At 61.8% G+C, this 22,198-nt stretch carries 19 protein-coding genes; 12 read left to right on the top strand and 7 right to left on the bottom strand.

The window, feature by feature from the left end; genetic code table 11:
- Positions 1-96 precede the first annotated feature (96 nt).
- Both hrcA and VK792_RS08570 read left to right on the top strand, forming a co-directional pair.
- Positions 97-1,161, top strand: a complete 1,065-nt coding sequence (gene hrcA, locus VK792_RS08575; RefSeq protein WP_326297053.1) for a heat-inducible transcriptional repressor HrcA — start codon at positions 97-99, stop codon at positions 1,159-1,161.
- A gap of 9 nt (positions 1,162-1,170) precedes the next feature.
- Positions 1,171-1,728: a nucleotide exchange factor GrpE gene (locus tag VK792_RS08570; RefSeq protein WP_326297052.1), complete on the top strand. Its 558-nt coding sequence runs from the start codon at positions 1,171-1,173 to the stop codon at positions 1,726-1,728.
- 129 nt (positions 1,729-1,857) lie between these two features.
- On the opposite strand, the gene VK792_RS08565 is transcribed toward VK792_RS08570, so the two are convergent.
- Positions 1,858-3,333 (bottom strand): NAD-dependent succinate-semialdehyde dehydrogenase, encoded by a 1,476-nt coding sequence (locus tag VK792_RS08565; RefSeq protein WP_326297051.1) that lies wholly within the window; start codon positions 3,331-3,333, stop codon positions 1,858-1,860.
- An 82-nt stretch (positions 3,334-3,415) separates the two neighbouring features.
- Between VK792_RS08565 and VK792_RS08560 the strand changes: the two genes are divergently transcribed.
- From VK792_RS08560 to VK792_RS08520, 9 genes are all read left to right on the top strand, one after another.
- Positions 3,416-4,198, top strand: coding sequence for a hormone-sensitive lipase (locus VK792_RS08560; RefSeq protein ID WP_326297050.1), 783 nt, complete (start codon positions 3,416-3,418; stop codon positions 4,196-4,198).
- Positions 4,199-4,385: 187 nt separating this feature from the next.
- Entirely contained in the window at positions 4,386-5,591 is a 1,206-nt protein-coding gene (locus tag VK792_RS08555) for a M24 family metallopeptidase (protein ID WP_326297049.1), read from the top strand.
- A 292-nt stretch (positions 5,592-5,883) separates the two neighbouring features.
- Positions 5,884-6,960, top strand: coding sequence for a coiled-coil domain-containing protein (locus VK792_RS08550; RefSeq protein ID WP_326297048.1), 1,077 nt, complete (start codon positions 5,884-5,886; stop codon positions 6,958-6,960).
- A gap of 88 nt (positions 6,961-7,048) precedes the next feature.
- Entirely contained in the window at positions 7,049-8,164 is a 1,116-nt protein-coding gene (locus VK792_RS08545) for a hypothetical protein (protein WP_326297047.1), read from the top strand.
- 51 nt (positions 8,165-8,215) lie between these two features.
- The gene (locus tag VK792_RS08540) at positions 8,216-10,150 is read left to right on the top strand and encodes an AAA family ATPase (protein WP_326297046.1); all 1,935 of its coding nucleotides are present in this window, start codon (positions 8,216-8,218) and stop codon (positions 10,148-10,150) included.
- A 13-nt stretch (positions 10,151-10,163) separates the two neighbouring features.
- A complete protein-coding gene (locus VK792_RS08535) occupies positions 10,164-10,559 on the top strand; it encodes a hypothetical protein (RefSeq protein WP_326297045.1) in 396 nt (131 codons plus the stop codon).
- A complete protein-coding gene (locus tag VK792_RS08530; protein ID WP_326297044.1) occupies positions 10,556-11,890 on the top strand; it encodes a DUF6638 family protein in 1,335 nt (444 codons plus the stop codon). Before VK792_RS08535 ends, VK792_RS08530 begins: the two co-directional genes overlap by 4 nt.
- Positions 11,891-11,893: 3 nt before the next feature.
- The gene (locus VK792_RS08525; RefSeq protein WP_326297043.1) at positions 11,894-12,160 is read left to right on the top strand and encodes a hypothetical protein; all 267 of its coding nucleotides are present in this window, start codon (positions 11,894-11,896) and stop codon (positions 12,158-12,160) included.
- A gap of 9 nt (positions 12,161-12,169) precedes the next feature.
- On the top strand, positions 12,170-12,811 hold the full coding sequence (locus VK792_RS08520; protein ID WP_326297042.1) for a DUF1523 family protein: 642 nt from the start codon (positions 12,170-12,172) through the stop codon (positions 12,809-12,811).
- Here the strand turns inward: VK792_RS08520 and VK792_RS08515 are convergent.
- From VK792_RS08515 to VK792_RS08500, 4 genes are read right to left on the bottom strand one after another with little or no spacing between them, the layout of a single operon-like run.
- Positions 12,777-13,748 (bottom strand): ester cyclase, encoded by a 972-nt coding sequence (locus tag VK792_RS08515; RefSeq protein ID WP_326297041.1) that lies wholly within the window; start codon positions 13,746-13,748, stop codon positions 12,777-12,779. The genes VK792_RS08520 and VK792_RS08515 overlap by 35 nt on opposite strands.
- A gap of 51 nt (positions 13,749-13,799) precedes the next feature.
- Positions 13,800-14,669 (bottom strand): dimethyl sulfoxide reductase anchor subunit family protein, encoded by an 870-nt coding sequence (locus tag VK792_RS08510; protein WP_326297040.1) that lies wholly within the window; start codon positions 14,667-14,669, stop codon positions 13,800-13,802.
- Positions 14,669-15,415 (bottom strand): 4Fe-4S dicluster domain-containing protein, encoded by a 747-nt coding sequence (locus VK792_RS08505; protein ID WP_326297039.1) that lies wholly within the window; start codon positions 15,413-15,415, stop codon positions 14,669-14,671. The genes VK792_RS08510 and VK792_RS08505 overlap by 1 nt, the downstream gene beginning before the upstream one ends.
- Complete coding sequence (locus tag VK792_RS08500; RefSeq protein ID WP_326297038.1) at positions 15,412-18,213, bottom strand: molybdopterin oxidoreductase family protein; 2,802 nt, start codon at positions 18,211-18,213, stop codon at positions 15,412-15,414. The genes VK792_RS08505 and VK792_RS08500 overlap by 4 nt, the downstream gene beginning before the upstream one ends.
- A gap of 194 nt (positions 18,214-18,407) precedes the next feature.
- Between VK792_RS08500 and VK792_RS08495 the strand changes: the two genes are divergently transcribed.
- Positions 18,408-19,211, top strand: coding sequence for a phosphate acyltransferase (locus tag VK792_RS08495; protein ID WP_326297037.1), 804 nt, complete (start codon positions 18,408-18,410; stop codon positions 19,209-19,211).
- 8 nt (positions 19,212-19,219) lie between these two features.
- Here the strand turns inward: VK792_RS08495 and VK792_RS08490 are convergent, their stop codons facing one another.
- Together VK792_RS08490 and xsc are read right to left on the bottom strand one after the other, a co-directional pair.
- Positions 19,220-20,365, bottom strand: coding sequence for an acetate/propionate family kinase (locus tag VK792_RS08490; protein WP_326297036.1), 1,146 nt, complete (start codon positions 20,363-20,365; stop codon positions 19,220-19,222).
- Between the two features lie 16 nt (positions 20,366-20,381).
- Positions 20,382-22,157, bottom strand: a complete 1,776-nt coding sequence (xsc, locus tag VK792_RS08485) for a sulfoacetaldehyde acetyltransferase (protein ID WP_326297035.1) — start codon at positions 22,155-22,157, stop codon at positions 20,382-20,384.
- Positions 22,158-22,198: the final 41 nt, after the last annotated feature.

The following is a 22,198-nucleotide window of genomic DNA, read 5'->3' as shown; positions in this document are numbered from 1 at the left end:
GGCAAGGCCGGGATATAGCCGGGGGTTGGGTCTGCGCAACCCCGATTGAGTTTCCGTGGACTACCGAAGGGGGCAGAACGGATACAGGTGCCGGCAATGAATCAAAGTACGCGACTGTTGGAAGAGCTGAACGACCGATCCCGCGAAGTGTTTCGCAAGGTTGTCGAAGCCTATTTGACCAACGGCGAACCCGTGGGTTCGCGTACGCTGACTCGCAGCCTGACGGAAAAAGTGTCCGCTGCGACGATCCGCAACGTGATGCAGGATCTCGAATTCCTCGGCCTTCTCGACAGCCCGCACGTCAGCGCAGGCCGGATCCCGACGCAGCTTGGCCTGCGGATGTTCGTCGACGGTTTGCTGGAAGTCGGCGACCTGGCCCAGGATGACCGTCTGAAGCTGGACCAGACCATCGGCAACACCACCGATGACGTGGGCGGTCTTCTCGACCGGTTGGGCACTGCATTGTCTGGTGTGACGCAAAGCGCGTCGCTTGTCCTCAGCCCCAAGCGAGAGGCGCCGATCCGTCATATCGAGTTCGTCAATCTCGCGCCCGACCGCGGTCTGGTGGTGCTGGTCTTTGCCGATGGTCGCGTTGAAAACCGCCTGTTCACCCCACCGCCGGGTCACACCCCCAGCGCCATGCGCGAAGCGTCGAATTTCCTCAACGCCCTGATCGAAGGCCGCACGCTGTCCGAACTCAGGACGGTCATCAAGCAGGAAATCGCCCGCCGCCGCCGTGAACTGGATGTGCTGGCGCAGCAAATGGTGGAAAACGGCCTGGCAACTTGGGATGGCGAAACCAGCCACCCCGACCGCCTGATCGTCCGCGGCCGGTCCAACCTCCTGGAAGGCAGCGCCGAAGAGGCAGAGCTTGACCGCATCCGCGAACTTTTCGACGATCTCGAACGCAAGCAGGACATCGCCGAGTTTCTTGAACTGGCCGAAGACGGCGAGGGCGTGCGCATTTTTATCGGCTCCGAGAACAAACTTTTCTCACTTTCGGGTTCCTCTTTGGTTGTGTCTCCATATATGAACGCGGATCGAAAGATTATCGGTGCGGTCGGCGTGATCGGCCCGACCCGGCTGAACTATGGGCGTATCGTGCCCATCGTGGATTACACCGCGCAGCTGGTCGGCAAAATGATCTCGGACCGAAGCTAGAGGTGAAAGATGGCAGAGCCGAAAGAAGACCCGTTCCTGGACGATATCGAAGATGCCGAGGCAGACGACGTGTCGCTCGAAGAATTCGATGACACCGCGATCGAGCTGGACGAGCTGCGCGCAGAGCGGGACGACTACAAGGACAAATTCATGCGCGCATTGGCGGATGCGGAAAACGCCCGCAAGCGCGCCGACAAGGACCGCCGCGAGGCCGAAAACTATGGCGGGTCGAAACTGGCCCGCGACCTGTTGCCAGTCTATGACAACATGAAGCGCGCGATTGCCGCCGCGCAAGACAGCGAAGACAAGGCAACCGACGCGCTGATGGAAGGCGTCGAACTGACCATGCGCGAATTGCTGAACGTCTTCCGCAAGCACGGGATCGAGCCGATTTCGCCACAGGTCGGCGACCGCTTCGATCCCAAGATGCACCAGGCCATGTTCGAAGCGCCGGTGCCCGGCACAAAGGCTGGCGACATCATCGACATCGCCGCCGAAGGCTTCATGCTGCACGATCGTCTTCTGCGCCCGGCGCAGGTCGGCGTGTCGTCGATGCCGGCAAGCTGAACAAACCCGAAATCAAAACGGAAAAGGGCGGCCATTCCAGCCGCCCTTTGTCTTTCATCTTTCCGTAAAATACTCCGGGGGTGAATTGGCCAACGGCCAAGAGGGGGCTGGCCCCCTCTGCGCGGCGGGTCACACCGACAGGCAGACGTATTTCATCTCCAGGTAATCTTCGATGCCGTGGTGGCTGCCTTCGCGGCCCAGGCCCGATTGCTTGACCCCGCCAAACGGCGCTACCTCGGTCGAGATGATCCCGGTATTCACGCCGACGATCCCGTATTCCAATGCTTCGGCAACCTTGTAGACCCGGCTCAGATCCTTGGCATAGAAATAGCTTGCCAGACCGAAAATCGTGTCATTGGCCATCTCGATCACGTCATCCTCCGTGTCGAACCTGAACAGTGGCGCCAGGGGACCAAAAGTCTCTTCGGTCGCCACGGCCATGTCTTGCGTGACACCGGTCACGATGGTGGGGTGCAGGTAGTTTCCGGGACCCTGAACCGGATCGCCACCGCCCATGATCACCTTGGCGCCCTTTGACACCGCATCGGCCACATGCTCCTGGACCTTGGTGATTGCGTCGGTGTTGATCAGCGGGCCAAGGTCGGTGCCTTCTTCCAGCCCGTCCCCCACCTTCATCTGGCCAACGCGCTGCGCGAGTTTCTCCGCGAAGGCGTCATAGACGCCGGCCTGCACGTAAATGCGGTTTGCACAGACGCAGGTCTGACCGTTGTTGCGCAGCTTGCACAGGATCGCGCCTTCGACCGCGGCATCCAGATCGGCATCGTCGAACACGATGAAGGGCGCGTTGCCGCCCAGTTCCATCGAACATTTCATCACCTGGTCTGCCGCCTGACGCAGCAGGATACGGCCCACTTCGGTAGACCCGGTGAAGGTCAGCTTGCGAACCTTGGGATTCTCACAGAACTCCTTGCCGATCTCGGATGACCGGGACGAGGTCACGACGTTGAACACACCTGCGGGAATCCCCGCACGTTCCGCCAGCACCGCCAGTACCGTGGCCGAAAGCGGCGTTTCCGCGGCGGGGCGGGCAACGAAGGCACAGCCCGCTGCCAGTGCCGGGCCAGCCTTGCGGGTGATCATCGCGTTGGGGAAGTTCCACGGGGTGATCGACGCGGCGACGCCGATCGGCTGCTTCATCACCTGAATGCGCTTGTCCCGCTGGTGCCCGGGAATCAGCTCGCCATAGATCCGCTTGGCCTCTTCGCCAAAGAACTCGACAAACGACGCGCCATAGGCGATCTCGCCCTTGGCTTCGGCCAGGGGTTTGCCCTGCTCGGCGGTCAGGATAACGCCCAGGTCATGCTGGTTTTCCATCATCAGGTCGAACCAGCGGCGCAGCACCGCCGCGCGCTCTTTACCGGTCCATCGGGCCCAGTCCTTTTGCGCGGCATAGGCGGCGTCGATGGCCTCGGCCACTTGCGCCCGTGACAGATCGGCGACCTGGGCGATCACGTCGCCCCGGGCGGGGTTGGTCACGTCAAATGTGCTGTCGCCTTCGATCCAGGTGCCATTCACATAGGCACGGGTTTCCAGAAGGCTGGGGTCTTTCAGCAGCGATTTCAGGTTGGTGGGCTGATCCAGCATGGCGGTCCCTCCTGCGTTTTAAGGATGGCACAGGCAAATCATCTGCTATCACTGATGTCCAGAGGGATCAGGGAAAGTGACCATGGACTACGACGACGCCTATGCCAATGCAGAGTACATTCCGAACGCGGCAGACTATCCGCCGCGCTGGGCCGCCGCGGCGCAGGCGTTTCGCGATGCGTTGTCGGCGGCTGGACGGGCGCGGCTGAACCTGTCCTATGGTCCGACGGATCGCCAGGCGGTTGATCTGTTCTTTCCCGATGGTCAGGCCACGGGGCTGTTGGTTTTTGTGCATGGTGGGTATTGGCGCCGGTTCGGGCGGCAGGAGTGGTCGCATTTTGCGACCGGCGCGCTGGACAGCGGCTGGGCGGTGGCAATGCCGGGCTATGACTTGTGCCCCGATGTTTCGATTGCGCAAATCACCGGGCAGGTCGCGCATGCGATTGCGATGGTGGCCGACAAGGTGCCAGGCCCGATCCGCCTGGCGGGCCATTCGGCGGGCGGGCATCTTGTGGCGCGGATGGCAAACGTGCTGCCCGGCGCAGTGCGGGACAGGGTCGAACGGGTGATGCCGATCTCTCCGGTCGCGGACCTGCGGCCGCTTTTGCTGACAAAGATGAACGATGATTTCCGGATGGATGCGGATGCGGCGGCCGCTGAAAGTCCGGTCTTGACGCCCCGGCCGCAGATGCCCGTGACCGTCTGGGTTGGTGGCGACGAACGACCCGTTTTCCTGGATCAGGCGCGTTGGCTGGCCGACGCATGGGGGGCGTCTTGCGTTGTCGAAGCGGGCAAACACCACTTCGATGTCATCGACGGTTTGCGTGATCCGAAGTCAGAGATGATGAAAACGCTGCTTGGCTGATACGCCTGGGCTTTTCAAACCCGCGATTCCTGATACAGCATCGGTTGACTGGGCGATGGCGTCGCCCACGCCCCATCGGGGCACGTCGCATAATCCGTCCTGAACGCCGGGACCTTTCTTTGCCGGGTTGCGGTGGGGGCGGGTCCAGAAGACGCCCACCGTCCGGCATCCAGACGGAGGGTTTCACATGGAACGTCCCCAGCACTATCGTTTTCACAACGGCGAAAAAGCCGGTTTGCCGTTTTCCGATGCCGAGTACGAAGCGCGTCTGGCCGGCCTGCGCGCGATCATGGCTGACAAGGGTCTGAGCGCCTGTGTCTTCACCGCGATGCACAACATCGCCTACTACTCGGGCTTTCTGTATTGTGCCTTCGGGCGACGCTATGCGCTGGTCGTTACCGCAGCAGAGTCAGTCACTATTTCTGCGGGAATCGATGCCGGACAGCCCTGGCGACGCAGCCATGGCGACAACATCACCTATACCGATTGGTCGCGCGAAAACTTTTGGGACGCGGTCAAGACGGTGACCGGAACCGGTGGAACGATCGGGATCGAAGGCGATCACCTGAACATACAGGAGATGGCCAGGCTGCAAGCCTTCCTGACACCCGCCGCGACGGTCGAGGTGCATCAGGACACAATGCGCCAGCGGATGATGAAATCCCCCGCGGAAATTGCCTTGATCCGCGCAGGGGCTGCCGTGGCCGATGTCGGCGGGTACGCGATCCGCGACGCGGTCAAGGCCGGTGTGCGTGAAATCGATGTGGCCATGGCGGGCCGGGATGCGATGGAACTGGAAATCGCCAGGCGGTTCCCCGATGCCGAATACCGCGATACCTGGGTCTGGTTCCAGTCGGGGCTGAACACCGATGGCGCGCACAACCCGGTGACGGGGCGGGTCCTTCAACGCGGCGACATCCTTTCGCTGAATACTTTCCCGATGATTTCCGGCTACTACACCGCGCTAGAACGCACCATGTTCGTTGAAGAGGTCGATGACGCCAGCCTTGCGATCTGGAACGCCAATGTGGGTGCGCATGAGCTGGGCATCAGCCTGCTGAAACCCGGCGCGTCCTGCGCAGAGGTGACACAGCAGATCAACGCGTTTTTTGCCGAACGTGATCTGCTACAGTACCGGACATTCGGCTATGGGCATTCATTCGGCGTGCTCAGTCACTATTACGGGCGAGAAGCGGGTTTGGAGCTGCGTGAAGACATCGACACGGTGCTGCAACCGGGCATGGTGATTTCGATGGAACCGATGCTGACCATCGCCCATGGGCAACCCGGTGCAGGCGGATACCGTGAGCATGATATCCTTGTCATCACCGAAGACGGAAATGAAAACATCACCGGTTATCCCTATGGGCCAGAGTTCAACGTGGTGGGCTGATACGCCCGGATGCGCCCCGGTCAGCGGCCGGGGCGCATCTGCCTTGCCCGTGGCTGCGCTGGGTCGCGCGGCCCTGGTTCCTGTGCTCTGGGCGCTTGTGGGGGCATTGCGGAGTAAAAAAATTCCATAGCAGATTGCCGCAGAACACCTAATAACAGCGATTACGGAAAACCTGCCTTTCCAAGCGGAGGCAGGTTTGCAACAGTGGCGCGAATTCGTCGGGCTGTTCCGATGTAAATCCGCATAACATTACCCATATGCCACCCAAGTGCTTGATTACAGGAGGTACCGAATGTCCGATTTTGAAGCCCAGGTCCGTGCGTCACAGGCCCAGGTGGCCGAAGCGCAGGCCAAGATATCCGAACTGACTGGCCGGATCGAAACCGCGAGGGCGCGGATGAAATCGGGTGACGATGTTTCCATCGATATCGAGAACGCCTCTTTGGACGATGTCCACGCCCATACTGACGTGATGAATGCCAACATCGCGGAACTGATCATGGGGCTGGACGACGTGACAGCGGCCTTTTCCAAGGATTTCGAAGAGATGCGCTCGAAAACCGGTTGGGAAAGCTTTGTCGGCATCTTTTCCAGCGCCAAATCGGATTCGATGCGACAGGAGAGGATCAAGACCGCGAACATCGACGACAAGCTGCAAGACCTGATTGCCAAGTCCGATACCATTACCAGGCTGCTGGAAGGTCAGTTGGAGGTGCTGAACCAACAAAAGGGCAAGGTGGAAACCAACCTGTCAGAGACGCTGGACGAACGCGAGTTGACAGTCGGCGAATTGGAAGCCGTCCGGGCCGAGATCGTGGCGATGGATCCCAAGATCATCGAGTTGGAAAACAAGATCAGCGTCGAACAGGATGCGGCCGCGCGTACGAAGCTGGAAACCGAACTGGCCGATCTGAACAAGGCCTACAATGACCTTGTGCAACAAGAACAGGTGAAGCTGGCAAAGAGCCAGACGCTGGAACGCTATATCGAAAAGGGCAAGACCTGGGTCGACAGCCTTCAGAACCAGGCCGCGACTCAGATGGTGCTGATCAACAAACTGCAAACCGACACCAAGCAACGGGTCGTACTGTACGATGCGCTGACCAAGTCGCTGAAAACCGCCCAGCAACAGGACGTGGCGCACCGGATCAACGAGATCGGGGTGGAAACCGACAAGGAAGCCCAGGCCGCGATGGCCGCGATCGGCACCGCCACCAACCAGCGCATGGCCGACATGCTGGAAGCCCACGAAGACCACATGGTCTTTGCCCGCCAGGTTCTGGAGGCCAAGGCCAAGGCAGATGAGCGTTTCGCTCGCCGGTTCCAGGCGATTGTCGAAAAACACGACAAGAACCTTTACGGCGGATGATACCGAAGATCCCGGGTTTTCCCGGAGTCTGCACGTTTCACGAGTGACCAAGTCCCGGGCCTGACCCGGGGCCTTCTGGATCGGGGATATGACGGAAGACCATGATCACGTCGGCCTGACCGACACTTACGCAAGCCGCCGCTATTTCGAAAAGTTCGAGCGGATCACAGCCCATATGGGCCGCGTGGCCGCCGTGATGCAGGCAGAGCAGAGCCTGACCAAGCAAGAAGTGGAGGTGCTGACGCGATACATCCGGTCGATTGCTTTCAGCTTTCGGGCGCTGGGCCTGAAATACCTGTTGGCCGGGCGCGATACAGGGCAGTTCTTCGGCTCGCTGACCATGGACAAGCATGAAAGCGGCTTTCCCACGGCGCAGGAACTGATGGTCATGGCCAACGATGCGCAACAAGCCGAACGGCACCTGGCCGGGATGCCCTCTGCCGCTCAGTTGAAGAACCAGATGGTGGCGCAGATCATCGGTGAACAGCAGATCCCGACCCGACTCCAGTTTGCGCTGTCGCAGAGACTCTATTACGAGGACTTGTTGCGCGGGGACCTGTTCTGGGCCCGCAACGATCCCGAAGTGGCCTGGCTGTCCGGGGTGGGTGACAGGCGCCGGTACATGGTGCATTGGGCAGTCTATGACAGCCAGATCAACCTGCCGACAATCTATCTGATGGAGGTTGAGGATACCGGCCGCACAGCGCTTCCCAACGATCAGCGCCGCTGGCCGGAAGTGCAGGCGCACCTGATCGGTCAATCGCTGGGTGGGCTGAAATTGCTGACGATCGCCAAGGGCCTTGATGAAAGCTTTGACGATCTGCACCCGAAACGGTTGCGCCGGATCCATATCGGCCCGATGTATTCGCACGCCTATACACTTCAGCACGGTCCGATCCGCGAGGTGCTGGAACAGGCTGCCGCGCCGCAGGGAGAAGACTGGGCGCTGGCCTGGACCGATGAGGTGCTGGAAAGCGAAAGCGTGCGGGAAGAGCGCGCCGGCTGGTTTTCCCGGGTGGAGCGCGAGATTTTCGCGCTGGATCCGTTTTCCGGCCGCGGTGTCGAAACCGGCGCGACCCGGATGGAACGCAGCATCATCCTGCCGGAACGCCCGTTCCAGGTGCTGGCGGAAAAGAACCCGCCGGGGTTTGCCAGCGTCACGAAATACGTGGTCAGCCCGGGCGGGCGGGTGTTGCGCTACTAGGGGCCCGTTGGATTTGAGTATTTTAGGAAAGATGAAAGAGAGGGTGGCGCGATGAGCCTGAACGCCGATCTGATGGAGTTGCGCGAAGAAGACATTATCAGGCACTACCCTGCCGCAGTTGCGATGCTGGACGGGTTTGACCACACGCCGCGCATCGCCAAGATGAGTGCTGCCGCACCGGTCGAACGGTCACCGGGGATTTCGACGGGGCGGCGGTTCCGGTCGACCACGCCGGGATTGGTGACGCGGTCGACGGCGCGGGCGGAAGGCGTGCACCTGATCGACCGGATCCGGGATGCGGATGGCGACGATCCGCTGACGTCCCCGATGCAGGCGTCGGTGATGCACGGGCTGCGCCGCGCGCTGGCGATCGCGCTGGAAATCGGTGCGGAGTTCAGCACTGCCAACGGGCTGTCCGATCTGAAACGCGCGAACCTGCAAGGGGCATTGCCTGCGGATCGAAAGGCGGCGTTTTCGGAACTTCTGGCGGCAGAGGCGGTGGCCGTCGGCTATAGCTTTGCCAATGCGTTGGCTTTCCTTCTGGCGCCGCACGCGACCGAGGTTTCGGTCGACGTGGGCGCGGCGGACGAGGTCTTGACCGACAACGCCCAGCTGTGTCTGCACGGGGTGTTGTGGGAGTTGGACCAGAAGCTGGCGACACTGGCCAGCGACGATGCGCGGTTGGTCGCGGTGGTGTTGGCCCATGCCGAGCAGGTGATGGAGAAGCTGTCGCTGCGGGCGCAGAACATGGGCGTTCTGGCCGGGTTCAAGGACAGGTCATATCGGGTCGAGGTGGATGATCTGACGCTGCGCGGATTTACCCCTGCGACCAAGGCCAGGGGCACGACCCTGACCATGCAGTTCAAGAAACCACACCAGGTGGTTGGCAACCACATCGCCAAGTACCAGGCGATGCGGCTGTCGAAGATGCTGATGGCCTATGACTTTGACCGGCGGCTGAACCCTTTTGCCGAACTGGGTGGGTTCATCTTTACCTTCATGGGGGATGGCAAACCGGGGACGGGCAAGACAACGCTGATCCAGATGATGGCGGGGCTGATCAACGACTATTGCGGGGCGGCGGGCTATGCCTTTCGCTATCAGAACTTCGGGATCGACAATATCGACAGCTACCAGGGCAAGTCCGGGCAGAATGCCAAGGCTTTTGTGCAGAACGTGCTGGACCCCGGCGTGATCGGCTTTGGCACCATCGATGATATCGACCAGATCGCCGGCAAGCGTGGCGACCGGCAATCCAGTGCCGGGCAGCAAGAGGTCACCGCGGTTTTCATGGAGGCCTTTGCCGGCGCCAATACGGTTGTGCGCGGGAATTGTACCTTCGGGATGTTCTCGAACTATCCTGAAAACGTCGATGACGCGCTGCGGCAGCGGGCGGGCGCCCGGTTCCTGGTGGATGGGCCGCAAACACGAGAGGATTACATCGACATTCTAGCGCTGCTTCTGGGCAAGGCGCATGTTATTCCGCTGGGCCAGCATGAGCTTTTTGCCGCGCAGGAAATCAAACGCGCCGTGGCCGCGAGCTTTGAATCGCACAACCGTCCGCACGAGGACGGGTTGATGCGCGTGTTCGACCAGGTGCGCGACCAGATCGGCGAGCTGGACACGATTGCCAAGCTGGGCACCTACCTCAAGGCGATCCAGCAGGCGGATGAGCGGTTCACCGGACGCGCGATCAAGAACATCACCGACGCGGTCAAGGTGCGCGCAATGGATTTCGAATTGCCGGATGACTGGATGGAAAACCCGGACCTGTTCCTGTTCAGGGACTATGACACCAAGAAAGCGATGATCGAAGAACTGCGCCGCCCGATCACCGTCGACATGGTGGTTCAGGAAATCAACCGCTATGCCGACAGCGAATTCCGCTATGCCGACAAATCTGACGAGGTCGCGATCGAGGCGATGGTGCGTGATTTCGGCCGCCAGGAAGAGGCCAAGCGCCGGTACCTGGAGGGCAAGGGATGAGCGAGGCCCCCAGATGATCCCGTCGCAACCCATCGGATTCCTGAACACCGGCGTCCCGTTGTTGCTGTTGGGCGCCTTTGCCGTTGTGCTGCCGCGTGTCCTTGTGCCGGCGCACATCCGGACGCATGGCCGCGTGGCGCTGGGCATCGTGACGGCGGCGGTGCTTTTGCTGATGGCCGGAGCCGGGGCAATTGCCTTGGTCTACGGTTGGCAGGGCATCGGGGTTTCCGCCGCCTTCGTCCAGGCACCCGGCGAAACCGCGGGGTTCTTCCTGCGCAAAGGGGCGTTGGCGGCGCTTATCTGGGGCCCGATCCTGGCATACGCGTGGCTGAGCCTGTCGCAACGTGTCGAACAGCGGCGCAGCGAAGACGGCGCGCGCCACACCACAACCAAGGAGCGCAGGTCATGAACCGCCTGATCCAGTCCGGGCTGATGTTCGGCAATATGTTCCACGTCGTCAGCCCCGCCTTGGTCGAACGCTACAATCGCGCGCTGAAGCACCTGACCGGCAAGACAACGCAACTGACCGATTTTCACATCGACATCAGCGGGTATTCCCCGGAAATCGGGGATGAGCTGGACGATGACCTTTATCTCAACCAGAACGGGGTGAACCGGCAGTTCATCCTGCTGTCCACCCGGCAGAAATCCGCGCCGCTGCTGAACGCGAAGTTTTCGACCAGCCGTAGCATCCTGCGCCATTTCATCGACGCGAACGAGACCCAGCTGTTTGCCCTGACTGCCAAGGATGCGGTGGCCGGAGAGTTGGTGAATTCGGTCTTCAGTGTTTCTGATCCGGCGCAACTGTTCGAGATCCGCAAGATTCGGATCGAGGCAGATACGACCCAGGGCACCGTCAAGGACGCCGAAAAGCTGGCCCGGCTGGTGGACCGGTTCAAGGAGACCGAAGACGGCTGGTACGACGATGTCCTGATTGCCGAGATGATCGCGCTGGCCAAGAAAACCGGCGACGTGGTCCGCAACCCGGTGCGGTTGAAGCAGATGGAATTTGTGCAAGACAACTTCTTTACCGCGCATTTCGGAGGGATCTATATCTTTCGCGCGGTGGAACACCCGGCGGCGATCTGTGTGGGCGACAAGCCTGACGATCTGCCGATCAAATACGTGTTCGACCTGAACGATCGCAACAGGATCGCCAAGTTCTTTGACTTCAACGGGCTGGTGGAACCCATCGTCAAGGCGCGTGGCATTGACGCGGCTGCGATCCTGCGACAGAAAATGGATTTCATCGTTGTCGATGTGGCGCAAGAGGCGGGGATTGACCTGGCCGGGGCGACACGGCGAGATATTCGCGTCATCGCGCGGCAGTTTGCGACCAAGCTTCCGCCGGAATGGCACGCCCTGAACGCACTGGTGCAATGGGCCGAAGGGGACGGACCCTGGCCCCGCATCGGAAGCGACCACCCGGCCTATTTCTATACGCTGCGGGCCGCAGATCACGCGGACAAGGACCTGGTGAACATGTTGCTTGCGGAACTGACCCGCAAGGATATCCGGCAACTGTTCATTTGCCACAAGGAACTGTTTTACAGCCTTTATCGCGGTTGGAGCGATACCAAGCGCAGCTACGTTGTCGATTTCCTGACGCGAGAGTATCAAGTGGACAAGGCGGGCGCGCGCAAGGCACTGTTCGGCCATGACGCCCCGATGAAAGAGCCCGAGACCACGCCAGAGGAAATCATCCAGCGCGTCGGTCCCTGGGGCGCGGTAAGGAGATAGACGATGTTCGCACTGTTGCGGCTTTCGGTGATCGGCTTTGTCGTGCTGACCATCGTTTATTTCATCTTGTCTCTGTATTCCCGGTCGGTCCGGCGCGGCAAGCTGGAGGCTGAGTGGGAGGAGGAAGGCATGACCGGTGATCGCGATGCCTTTGTCGAAGCGGGGTTACAGGATTATGACGGGTCGCTGCGGCGCAAGCTGATCCTTGGCGTCTATATTGTGCCCGTCTGCCTGATCGCGCTGATCATCTACCTGATTAACTTTCACTGAGGACTGCCGATGACCTACGTCAAATGGACCTTAATTATTCTTTTCTGGGCGTTGGTCGGGGCGTTCTTTCACTACACGCTGCCGCAACATGACGTGGCGCGCATCGTGGGTACGGAAAACCGGCGGATCGACTTTGGCGAAAACTCGATTTTCTGGGCGACGCCCGACGTGGGCACCGCTGCCAGCACCAATCGCGACGTGTTCTTTATCCAGACCGTGCGCAACAACGGCAAGACCATGGTCTACCGGAACGAAGACACGGGCTGGGGCTGGCCGCCCTATTTCAAGTTCGACACCTCGAACCTTCAGGCCGAAGCGGCCTCTCTGATCTCGCAATCGGAGAACCCGAAATGGGTGATGATCACGCATTACGGCTGGCGCAACGAATTCCTGACGATCTTTCCAAACGCGGTCGCGCTGAAACAGGTGGACGGGCCGGATGCAACCGTGATCCCGTGGTTGAACATCCTGATCCTGGGAACGTTCTTTGCGCTGGTCTGGGCGATCTGGGTGCGTTGGCGCCGGTTCCGCGCCAAGCGGATCGACCCGGTTCTGGAGGAGGTTGGCGAAAGTTTTGAGGCGGCCGGAGATTCGCTTGCCGAAAAGCGCGGCCGGATCAGCCGCTGGCTGGGCACGTGGAAAAAGAAATAACCCTGTCGCGTTCCTGACCCGGGGCCGCAGATGCTGCGGTGATTTGTTGCCAGACGGCCAGTTCGTCCAGCACCGTCCACTCACGGCGCAAACCGTTTGGCCCGAATTCCGCCTGGCTGACGCCCTGTACGGTCAAGGTGCGCCCACTGGGCGCGCCGAACAGGCCCCAGCCATCATGCACACCCGTCAATTGCCAGTGTAACGCGACGCGCGGCGGGCACAGCGGATCGTCGGCCCCGATTGCGGCGGTGATGGCAAATTCTGCGCTGGGCAAGGCTGCGCGCAAGGACAGCCAGAACACGTCGGCCGCTTCGGGGCCGCTGCCAATATGACCACCGGGCAAGAACAATTCCGCCCCCGGGTCGAACCCGCGATACAGGATCGCAAGGTCGCCCTCCATCACCGAGCGCAGGATATCGGCGTAACTGTTGGCCCAGGGGTTGCCATCTTGTAGCGTCGGCATCGGATCTGTCCGTGTCTGGCCGGGGTGGGTCCGTGCCCAACCTTCGGGATCGTTCCCTGTTGTCCGCAACAGCGCGCCCTGATCGCGGATTTGCCAGGCGGCGCGGATCACCCCGCCGGTTTCCTCGACCAGCAGCATTGTACGAAACGCCAGCGGCATCTGGCTAGCTGCGCCATAGGGGCCGTTTCGGCCATGGGTCGCGGTACAGATCATCCGCACCGAGGCAAGGATACCCTGATCGGTTGGGACACAGATCGCGTCTTCGACCTCTGACCGGAAGTCTGGAAACGCAGCCAATACCCCTTGCCGCAGCGACGCGAAGCGGCGCAGGCCCATCACGCCTTCGCCTGCATCCATGATGACAGCATCGTCAGAGAATCGTTGCGGTGTGCGGCCAAATTCGCGGCTGTCCCAAAGCGTGCGCACCGCGCTGCGGATCGGCTGTGCCGGGTCGGTGAAGGATGTGAATTGCATCTGCCTGTTCCCTGTCGCGAACAGGTCTAGGCAGGCAGGGTTACCCGCCGGTTAACGTTTGCCATAGTACAGGCCCACCACGTGCTCTGCCTCTGCGAAGAACAGCCAACGGGTGGTCAGAACGCCCGCGATATGGCTGGCCACCGCGATCAGCGCAGCGAAGTGGTTTTGTGTCAGCGCAAGGATCAAGACCGGCACAACAACCATCAAGACTTGCCCGATCGACCGCAGCTTGACCGCATGACGGCGCGCCACGACATAGACCATTTCCTTGAGCAGGTAATTTGTTCCGGTGTGCGGCGGTTCGAACGCGCGCACACTGCCGTGTTTCAGCCCGGTCGCCGTGGCCAGCGTCGTGCCGCTGTCGGCCAGCGCCTTGTCACCGCGTTGCCACCAGAACATCTGCACCGCGCCAGCGGCCAGCAGCAGCGGCAAGGCAAAGCCGATCTTCGCCGCCAGAACCGCGCCGCCTGCCAGCGCCAGCGTCAAAAACAGCGCCGGGGTCAGCGGGCTGTGCCAGCGCGGGACGGTGCGCAACTGGCCATAGATCATCGACGTGCAGTAAACGGTGACCAGCGCCAATACAGACCCTATTCCGCCCAGAATCAGGCTGCTTTTCCCGGTGAAGACCAGCAAGGCCGCGTGCAGCCCGATCATGGCCAGCGCAGCAACCGCGGCCCAGGCTTCGCGCGACAGCCAACTGGTCCGCCATTGGGTGAAGGCGCGCAGCGCGCGTTCGGGGTGGCCCAGGTGAAAAGTCGACGCCAAAAGACCGCCGCAGGCAAACACATAGCCGATGGCGTAGAACGCGAAGGCCACCCAACCGGTCGGCGGCGTCGGGTCCAGTCCAAGCCAGAACAGCAGTCCGAAGCCAAGGCCGGAAAAGGTCGTAAAGGCGATGATAGACGGTGCGGGATGCATCAGAGTTTCTCCAACGCCTTGTCGAGCCAGCCAAGGAAACCACGCGGCTCGTCCGCCACGGGGTCCAGATAGGGGGCCAGAATGTCGGTTTCATGCAGCCGGTCCTTAGGGCGCGGCGGCAGGTACTTGTTGACGGGTGACGTGCCCTGTTCCGGCATCAGGTCCATGCCGCCACGCTCGGCCACTAGCACGCTGACCGCGCTGGTCGGATCAGACAGATCTCCGAAATGGCGCGCGCCGGCGGGGCAGGTGCGCACACAGGCCGGTTCGCGGTCTTCCTTGGGCAGGTTTTCGTTATAGATCCGATCCACGCACAGGGTGCATTTCTTCATCACCCCTTCGGCCGCATCCAGTTCCCGTGCGCCGTAGGGGCAGGCCCAGGCGCACAGCCCGCAGCCGATGCAGGCATCTTCGTTGACCAGAACGATGCCGTCCTCGCTGCGCTTGTAGCTGGCCCCGGTCGGGCAAACGGTGACGCACGGGGCGTTGTCGCAATGCAGGCAGGATTTCGGGAAATGCACCAGTTGCGCCGGGGCGCCCTCTGGCTGCACCTCGTAACTGTGGACCCGGTTCAGGAACGTGCCTGACGGATCGGCGCCATAGGGATTCTGATCCGACAGCGGCGCGCCATAGTTTTCGGTGTTCCAGCCCTTGCACGAGATCACGCAGGCATGGCACCCGACGCAGGTATCAAGGTCGATCACAAGCCCAAGCTTGCGGTCGGTGTGGGTGGGAAGTTGGGTCATGATTTCCGCCGCAGTTCTTTCGGGCCGGTGCCGACCGGCGACTTGATCGGGGCGAAGGCGGGTTTCGACTCCTCTTGCGGGGGGGCCTTTTCGATCTTCACCTTCAGGTCAAACCACGCAGCTTGCCCTGTAATAGGGTCTGAATTTGCCCAGCGCAGCCCATCACCCCTGGGCGGCAGCAATTCCGAAATCAGGTGGTTCAGCAAAAAGCCCTTGGTCGCTTCTGGCGCGTCAGGTTCCAAAGCCCACGCGCCTTTGCGCTTGCCGATCGCATTCCACGTCCAGACCGTGTTGTCGTTCAGCGCCGCCATTTCCGCGACTGGCACGATGATCTCGCCATGCGGGGACGTCACGCGCGCCCAATCGCCATCGCTCAGCCCGTGCTCACGCATCAGCCGGGTCGGAAGATAGAGCGGGTTGCGCCCATGCAGCTGCCGCAGCCAGGCATTCTGGCTGCCCCAGCTGTGATACATCGCCATCGGGCGCTGCGTCAGGGCGTGCACGGGATAGGCATCGTCGCTGTCTGTCGCGTACCAGGTCGGCAGCGGATCGAATTTTGCGATGATCTGGTCGCGCAGGTGTTCGGGTGGCTGGATCGGTCCGTGTCCTTCGGCGGCCAGCTGGAACCGGCGCAACGGTTCCAGGTACAACTGGAACAGATACGGCGCGGGTTTGTCATACAGCCCGAATTTCACCGCCCAGTCCTGGTAATCCTTGTTCCAGGGTTTGAAATAGGCGGCCTTTTCGGGGACGTGTTCCACGAAGAACCCGCCGTTGCTGATATAGGCGTCGATCTGCGCGGCATTCGGGTTGCCGCGACCGTGTTGAACGCCCTTGTCTCCCATGCGCCACCCGGCCAGCGGGCCAACGCCCGGGCGGCGTTCATGGTTCACGATGTAGTCGGCGTAATCGGTGTATTTCGCGCTGCCGTCGTCATTGACGAACCCTGGCAGACCCAGCCGGGCGCCAAGGTCGATCAGTACGGACTGGAAGCCGCGCACGTTCCGATCCGGTTCGACCACGGGCCAGCGGATCGCATCCGCCGCCGCGTCGGCTTCGCAGATCGGGCGGTCCAGCAGGCTGATGCAATCGTGCCGTTCCAGATAGGTCGTGTCGGGCAGGATCAGGTCGGCATAGGCCACCATTTCCGAACTGTAGGCGTCGGAATAAATGATTCGCGGAATGACATAGTCGCCGCTGTCGTCCTTGTCCGTCAGCATGTCGATCACCGCGCGGGTGTTCATCGACGAATTCCACGCCATGTTCGCCATGTACAAAAACAGCGTATCGATCCTGTAGGGATCGCCGGCATGGGCATTGGCGATGACCATGTGCATCAACCCGTGCGCCGACAACGGGTTTTCCCAAGTGAACGCCTTGTCGATCCGTGCCGGGCTGCCGTCGTCTTTCAGGCACAGATCGGCGGGTCCCTGCGGATAGCCAAGGTGCGGGCCGTCCAGCGGTTTGCCCGGCGTCACCTTGCAATGCGGTTTGGGATGGGCGGTGGATGGCTTTGGGTAAGGTGGTTTGAACCGGAATCCGCCCGGCGTTTCGACCGAGCCGATCAGGATCTGCAAAAGGTGCAGCGCGCGGGCGGTCTGGAACCCGTTGGCATGGGCCGAGATTCCGCGCATCGAATGGAACGCCACGGGACGACCCGTCATGGTTTCATGTGTGACACCGCGGAAATCGGTCCACGGCTGGTTCAGCGTGACGGTTTCGGAAAACGCGACGCGGGCGATTTCCGCTGCCAAGGCGCGGATGCGCGTGGCGGCGATGCCGCAGCGGTCCGCCACCGCCTCTGGTGCGTATTGCGGGTCCAGGTATTTTTCGGCCAGCAGGTGTAATACCGGAACGTGGGTGATTCCGGCCCGGCGGAAATGGCCGCCCAGGTCGGGCTCGACTCCGTCGGCATCGACAGGGGTCGGTTTGCCGGTACGGCGGTCGACGACCAGTTCCTTGCCGTCGTCATCGCGCAGGAACAGGCCATATTCATCCGATTTAGGGTCTGAATTGACCAGAACCGGCGCATTGGTATAGCGCGCAAGATACTCAAGGTCGATCTTGCCCGCCTTCAGAAGGCAATGGATCAGCGACAGGATCAACAGCCCGTCGGTGCCCGGTGTGATCCCGTACCAATCGTCGGCAACGGCGTTATAGCCGGACCGGATCGGGTTCACCCCGATGACCCGCGCGCCGCGCGCCTTGATCTTGCCAATGCCCATCTTGATCGGGTTGCTGTCATGATCCTCGGCCACGCCGAACAGGATAAACAGTTTGGTATGATCCCAGTCGGGCTGGCCGAATTCCCAGAATGCGCCGCCCATGGTGTAGATGCCGGCCGTGGCCATGTTGACCGAACAGAACCCGCCGTGCGCGGCATAGTTCGGTGTGCCAAAGGCCTGCGCCCACATGCCTGTGAAACTTTGCGATTGGTCGCGCCCGGTGAAAAAGGCAAGCTTCTCCGGTGCCGTTTCGCGCAGGGGTTTGATCCAGCTCACGGCCAGCTCCAGCGCCTCGTCCCAGCTGATCTCTTGAAATTCACCTGACCCGCGCGGGCCCACGCGTTTCATCGGCGCGCGCAGGCGCGACGGTGCGGTGTGTTGCATGATCCCGGCGCTGCCTTTGGCGCACAGAACCCCCCGGTTCACCGGGTGATCGCGGTTGCCCTCGATATAGGCAACGTTTCCGTTCTTCATATGCACGTTGATGCCACAACGACAGGCGCACATGTAGCAGGTGGTTTTACGTACCTCGTCCGAAACCTTGGGCGAGGTGTCGATCTTCGGCTGGTTCATGTCTCTCTCCCAAAGTCATGTTGCACGGCGAAGGTCTGGTAGCGCAAGCAAGATTATATGCGAAATCCGGGATCCTTGGCTTTCACCCATCAGGGTGGCCTTGACCTTCGGGGTCGGCGCACGCTCCTATGCCGCAAACGGAGGCGTTCATGTCAGTCATTTCGCGTGCAGTTCAGGCAATACAGGGGCGAAACATGCGGGTTGTCCTGCCCGAGATGGACGACCCTCGCGTTGCGGATGCTGCCGCGCGCATGCGCGCCGACGATTTGTGTGTTCCCGTCGCGCTGGGCGATGTGACCGATGCGCAGGTTGCCATACTGATGGATCGGCGCGGCCTGAAAGAGCCACTGGCCCGCCGGATGCTGGGAAAACCGCTGATCCGCGCCGCGGCGATGGTCGCTGCGGGTGAGGCCGACGCCTTGGTCGCGGGGGCTGACAGCCCGACTCGTCGTGTGATCGAAGCGGCGGGGATCGCCATCGGCATGGCCGACGGCGTCGAAACTCCATCGTCCTTTTTCCTGATGGCTTTCCCTGACAGAGAGGTGATTTTTGCCGATTGCGCGGTGACGACAGACCCTGATGCAGGGCAACTGGCCGATATCGCCCGCGCTTCCGCCGCGTCCTGTGCGGCATTGATCGGCCCGCCCAAGGTGGCGATGCTGTCGTTTTCCACGGGAACCAGCGGAGCAGGTCCCAGCGTCGACAAGGTACGCGCAGCGGCCGAGATGACGGGCTTCACTGGTCCGATCCAGGCAGACGCCGCGCTGAATGCCACGATCGCGCGCAAGAAGGGTCTGGGTGACGGCGATGCCAATGTCCTGATCTTTCCGTCGCTCGACGCCGGGAATATCGCCTACAAGCTGTGCCAGGAATTGGCGGGTGCGCAGGCCATCGGGCCATTCCTTCAGGGCTTTGCCCGCCCGGTCTGTGACCTGTCGCGCGGGGCCAGTGTCGATGACATCTATGCCGCCACGGCGGTTGCCCTGGCCATGGCGTAACCCGCGGTTCACGCCGGTTCCATCAGGCTCAGCGCGTCGGCGGCGATCTTGCGCTCTTCCTCTGCCGGGACGATCCAGGCGGCGATTTGCGAGTCTGCCGTTTGCAGGCGTGTGGCGCCGGCCCTGTTTGCACCCGGATCCAGCCGCAGGCCCAGCCAGCTCAGCCCATCGCAAATCCGCGCCCGGATCTGTGCGGCGTTTTCCCCGATCCCTCCGGTAAAGGCGATGGCATCCACCCCTTGCATCGCGGCAATCAGACTTCCCGCGTAGCGCTGCGCCCAATAGCAGAAATGGTCGATGGCAAAGGCCGCCGCCGGCCCCGGGTCCTGCGTCAATGCCCGCATGTCGGACAGGCCGCCCGAAAGCCCCGCCAGCCCGCTTTCGGTGTTCAGGATCGTCCTGGTGCGGGCCAGCCCCTCTTCCTCGACCATCCGCAGCACGGCATTGGCATCTATGCCGCCCGACCGCGTGCCCATGGTCAGCCCGTCCAACGGGGAATAACCCATCGTGGTCGCCACCGATTTGCCGTCGCGGATCGCACAGATCGACGCGCCGTTGCCAAGGTGAAACGCCAGCAGCCGCCGGGGCAGGGGGTGCCCGCTCAACTCCGGCAGCCGTTCGACCAGCGAGGCATAGGACGACCCGTGAAACCCGTATCGCCGGATGCCCTTGTCCGCTTGCGCCTTGGGGATGGCATAGCGCATCGCGACCGCGGGGTTGCTGGCGTGGAATGCGGTATCGAAACTGACGAATTGCGGCAGATCAGGCTTTGACTCTGCCAGAATCTCGATCGCCGCAAGATGGTTGGGATTGTGCAGTGGGGCCAGCGGAATGCAGCGCCGGATCTCTGCCAGAACGGCGGGCGTCACCCGCATCGGTGTGGTCAGGGTCTGCCCGCCATGAACCACGCGATGCGCTGCGGCGCTCAGGTTTCGGGGGCTGACACCGTGGTGCTCAAGCGCGGTCAGGATCGCGGACAGCGCGGCGCGATGATCGGCCAGCGGCATCGGGTGCGCGCACGCCCCGATCTTCAACCGAGAGGCGCCGCCGATGCAATCGGCGAGGCCCGAGATCGTTTCGGTCAGGTCGCGGTCGAACACCGCGAACTTGATCGAGGACGACCCGGCATTCAGGACCAGAACGCGGTCTTTCATGCCGGGTGCCATCGCATCAGACCTGCTGCGGACGCATGTCGGCGGGGTCGATCCCCGCAACTTCGACCGGGGCTTTCATCGCGTCGCGACGGAAGGGTTCGCCCAGTTCCTGGTTGATCATCGCTTCGATCAGCGTGGTGATGCCGTTTTCCATCTGGTCCTTGATCGCCTGGCGCAGCGCTGCGGTCAGTTCGTCCATGGTGCGGGCCACAACGCCCTTCAGGCCACAGGCATTGGCGATCCCGGCATAGCTGACGCCTTCGTTCAACTCGGTCCCGACGAAGTTGTCTGCATACCAAAGGGTCGAATTGCGCTTTTCCGCGCCCCACTGATAGTTGCGGAACACCACCTGGGTGATCGCCGGCCATTCCTCGCGCCCGATGGCGGTCAGTTCGGTCACCGCGATGCCAAAGGCACCGTCGCCCGAGAAGCCGACCACCGGCACGTCCGGGCAGCCGATCTTGGCGCCGACAACCGAGGGCAGGCCATAGCCGCAAGGGCCGAACAGCCCCGGCGCAAGGTACTTGCGGCCCTGTTCGAACGACGGATAGGCGTTGCCGATGGCACAGTTGTTGCCGATGTCGGACGAAATGATCGCCTCGCGCGGCAGCGCGTCGGAAATCGCACGCCACGCCATGCGCGGGCTCATCCAGTCGGGTTTGGCGTCGCGCGCACGCTGGTTCCAGGTGGTGCCCGGATCGTCGTCTTCGTGGTCCATGCTGGCCAGTTGCTGCGCCCAGGCCGATTTGGTCTGGATGATCAGCGCTTCGCGGTCCTTGCGACCGGCGTCACCGGCGCTGTCCGAAAGCTGCGCCAGGATGCCCTGCGCAACCTTCTTGGCATCCCCCACGATGCCGACGCTGACCTTCTTGGTCAGGCCGATCCGGTCGGGGTTGATATCGACCTGGATGATCTTGGCCTCTTTGGGCCAGTAGTCGATGCCATAGCCCGGCAGGGTCGAGAACGGATTCAGACGGGTGCCAAGGCACAGTACCACGTCCGCCTTTGAAATCAGCTCCATCCCGGCCTTGGACCCGTTGTACCCAAGCGGCCCGGCGAACAGCGGGTGCGATCCGGGGAAGGCGTCGTTGTGCTGATAGCCGACGCAGACCGGTGCCGACAGCCGTTCGGCCAGCAGCATCGAGTCGTTGATCGCGTTGCCCAGAACGACACCGGCACCGTTCAGGATGACGGGGAACTTGGCTTCGGACAGCAGCTTGGCGGCTTCTGCAATCGCAGTTTCGCCGCCCGAGGGGCGTTCGAACTCGACCACCTCGGGGATCTCGATGTCGATCACCTGGGTCCACACGTCCCGCGGCACGTTGATCTGCGCCGGGGCCGAAGCGCGGCGGGCATTGATGATCACGCGGTTCAGCACTTCGGCGATGCGGGACGGGTCGCGGACCTCTTCCTGATAGGCGACCATGTCCTTGAACGCGGCCATCTGTTCGACTTCCTGGAACCCGCCCTGACCGATGGTCTTGTTGGCGGCCTGCGGCGTCACAAGCAGCAGCGGGGTGTGGTTCCAATAGGCTGTTTTCACAGCGGTAACGAAATTGGTGATGCCCGGACCATTCTGGGCGATCATCATGCTCATCTTGCCGGTGGCGCGGGTATAGCCATCTGCCATCATCCCGCCCGACCCTTCGTGGGCGCAGTCCCAGAACATGATCCCGGCCTTCGGGAAGATATCGGAAATCGGCATGAAGGCTGAACCGATAATGCCGAAGGCATGTTCGATTCCGTGGCGCTGCAAGACCTTAACAAAGGCTTCTTCGGTGGTCATTTTCATGGGCGTTCTCCGTGGAAGACTGGCATCGGCACAAGGCCGGA

This window comes from Mesobacterium hydrothermale (genome assembly GCF_035818635.1).
GTDB lineage: Bacteria > Pseudomonadota > Alphaproteobacteria > Rhodobacterales > Rhodobacteraceae > Mesobacterium_A > Mesobacterium_A hydrothermale.
This window is presented reverse-complemented; position numbering and strand designations above follow the sequence as displayed.

Excerpts from the sequence above, each read along its gene's own strand:
- hrcA (WP_326297053.1), top strand. The coding sequence starts at position 97 with ATGAATCAAAGTACGCGACTGTTGGAAGAGCTGAACGACCGATCCCGC.
- VK792_RS08570 (WP_326297052.1), top strand. The coding sequence starts at position 1,171 with ATGGCAGAGCCGAAAGAAGACCCGTTCCTGGACGATATCGAAGATGCC.
- VK792_RS08565 (WP_326297051.1), bottom strand. The coding sequence starts at position 3,333 with ATGCTGGATCAGCCCACCAACCTGAAATCGCTGCTGAAAGACCCCAGC.
- VK792_RS08560 (WP_326297050.1), top strand. The coding sequence starts at position 3,416 with ATGGACTACGACGACGCCTATGCCAATGCAGAGTACATTCCGAACGCG.
- VK792_RS08555 (WP_326297049.1), top strand. The coding sequence starts at position 4,386 with ATGGAACGTCCCCAGCACTATCGTTTTCACAACGGCGAAAAAGCCGGT.
- VK792_RS08550 (WP_326297048.1), top strand. The coding sequence starts at position 5,884 with ATGTCCGATTTTGAAGCCCAGGTCCGTGCGTCACAGGCCCAGGTGGCC.
- VK792_RS08545 (WP_326297047.1), top strand. The coding sequence starts at position 7,049 with ATGACGGAAGACCATGATCACGTCGGCCTGACCGACACTTACGCAAGC.
- VK792_RS08540 (WP_326297046.1), top strand. The coding sequence starts at position 8,216 with ATGAGCCTGAACGCCGATCTGATGGAGTTGCGCGAAGAAGACATTATC.
- VK792_RS08535 (WP_326297045.1), top strand. The coding sequence starts at position 10,164 with ATGATCCCGTCGCAACCCATCGGATTCCTGAACACCGGCGTCCCGTTG.
- VK792_RS08530 (WP_326297044.1), top strand. The coding sequence starts at position 10,556 with ATGAACCGCCTGATCCAGTCCGGGCTGATGTTCGGCAATATGTTCCAC.
- VK792_RS08525 (WP_326297043.1), top strand. The coding sequence starts at position 11,894 with ATGTTCGCACTGTTGCGGCTTTCGGTGATCGGCTTTGTCGTGCTGACC.
- VK792_RS08520 (WP_326297042.1), top strand. The coding sequence starts at position 12,170 with ATGACCTACGTCAAATGGACCTTAATTATTCTTTTCTGGGCGTTGGTC.
- VK792_RS08515 (WP_326297041.1), bottom strand. The coding sequence starts at position 13,748 with ATGCAATTCACATCCTTCACCGACCCGGCACAGCCGATCCGCAGCGCG.
- VK792_RS08510 (WP_326297040.1), bottom strand. The coding sequence starts at position 14,669 with ATGCATCCCGCACCGTCTATCATCGCCTTTACGACCTTTTCCGGCCTT.
- VK792_RS08505 (WP_326297039.1), bottom strand. The coding sequence starts at position 15,415 with ATGACCCAACTTCCCACCCACACCGACCGCAAGCTTGGGCTTGTGATC.
- VK792_RS08500 (WP_326297038.1), bottom strand. The coding sequence starts at position 18,213 with ATGAACCAGCCGAAGATCGACACCTCGCCCAAGGTTTCGGACGAGGTA.
- VK792_RS08495 (WP_326297037.1), top strand. The coding sequence starts at position 18,408 with ATGCGGGTTGTCCTGCCCGAGATGGACGACCCTCGCGTTGCGGATGCT.
- VK792_RS08490 (WP_326297036.1), bottom strand. The coding sequence starts at position 20,365 with ATGAAAGACCGCGTTCTGGTCCTGAATGCCGGGTCGTCCTCGATCAAG.
- xsc (WP_326297035.1), bottom strand. The coding sequence starts at position 22,157 with ATGAAAATGACCACCGAAGAAGCCTTTGTTAAGGTCTTGCAGCGCCAC.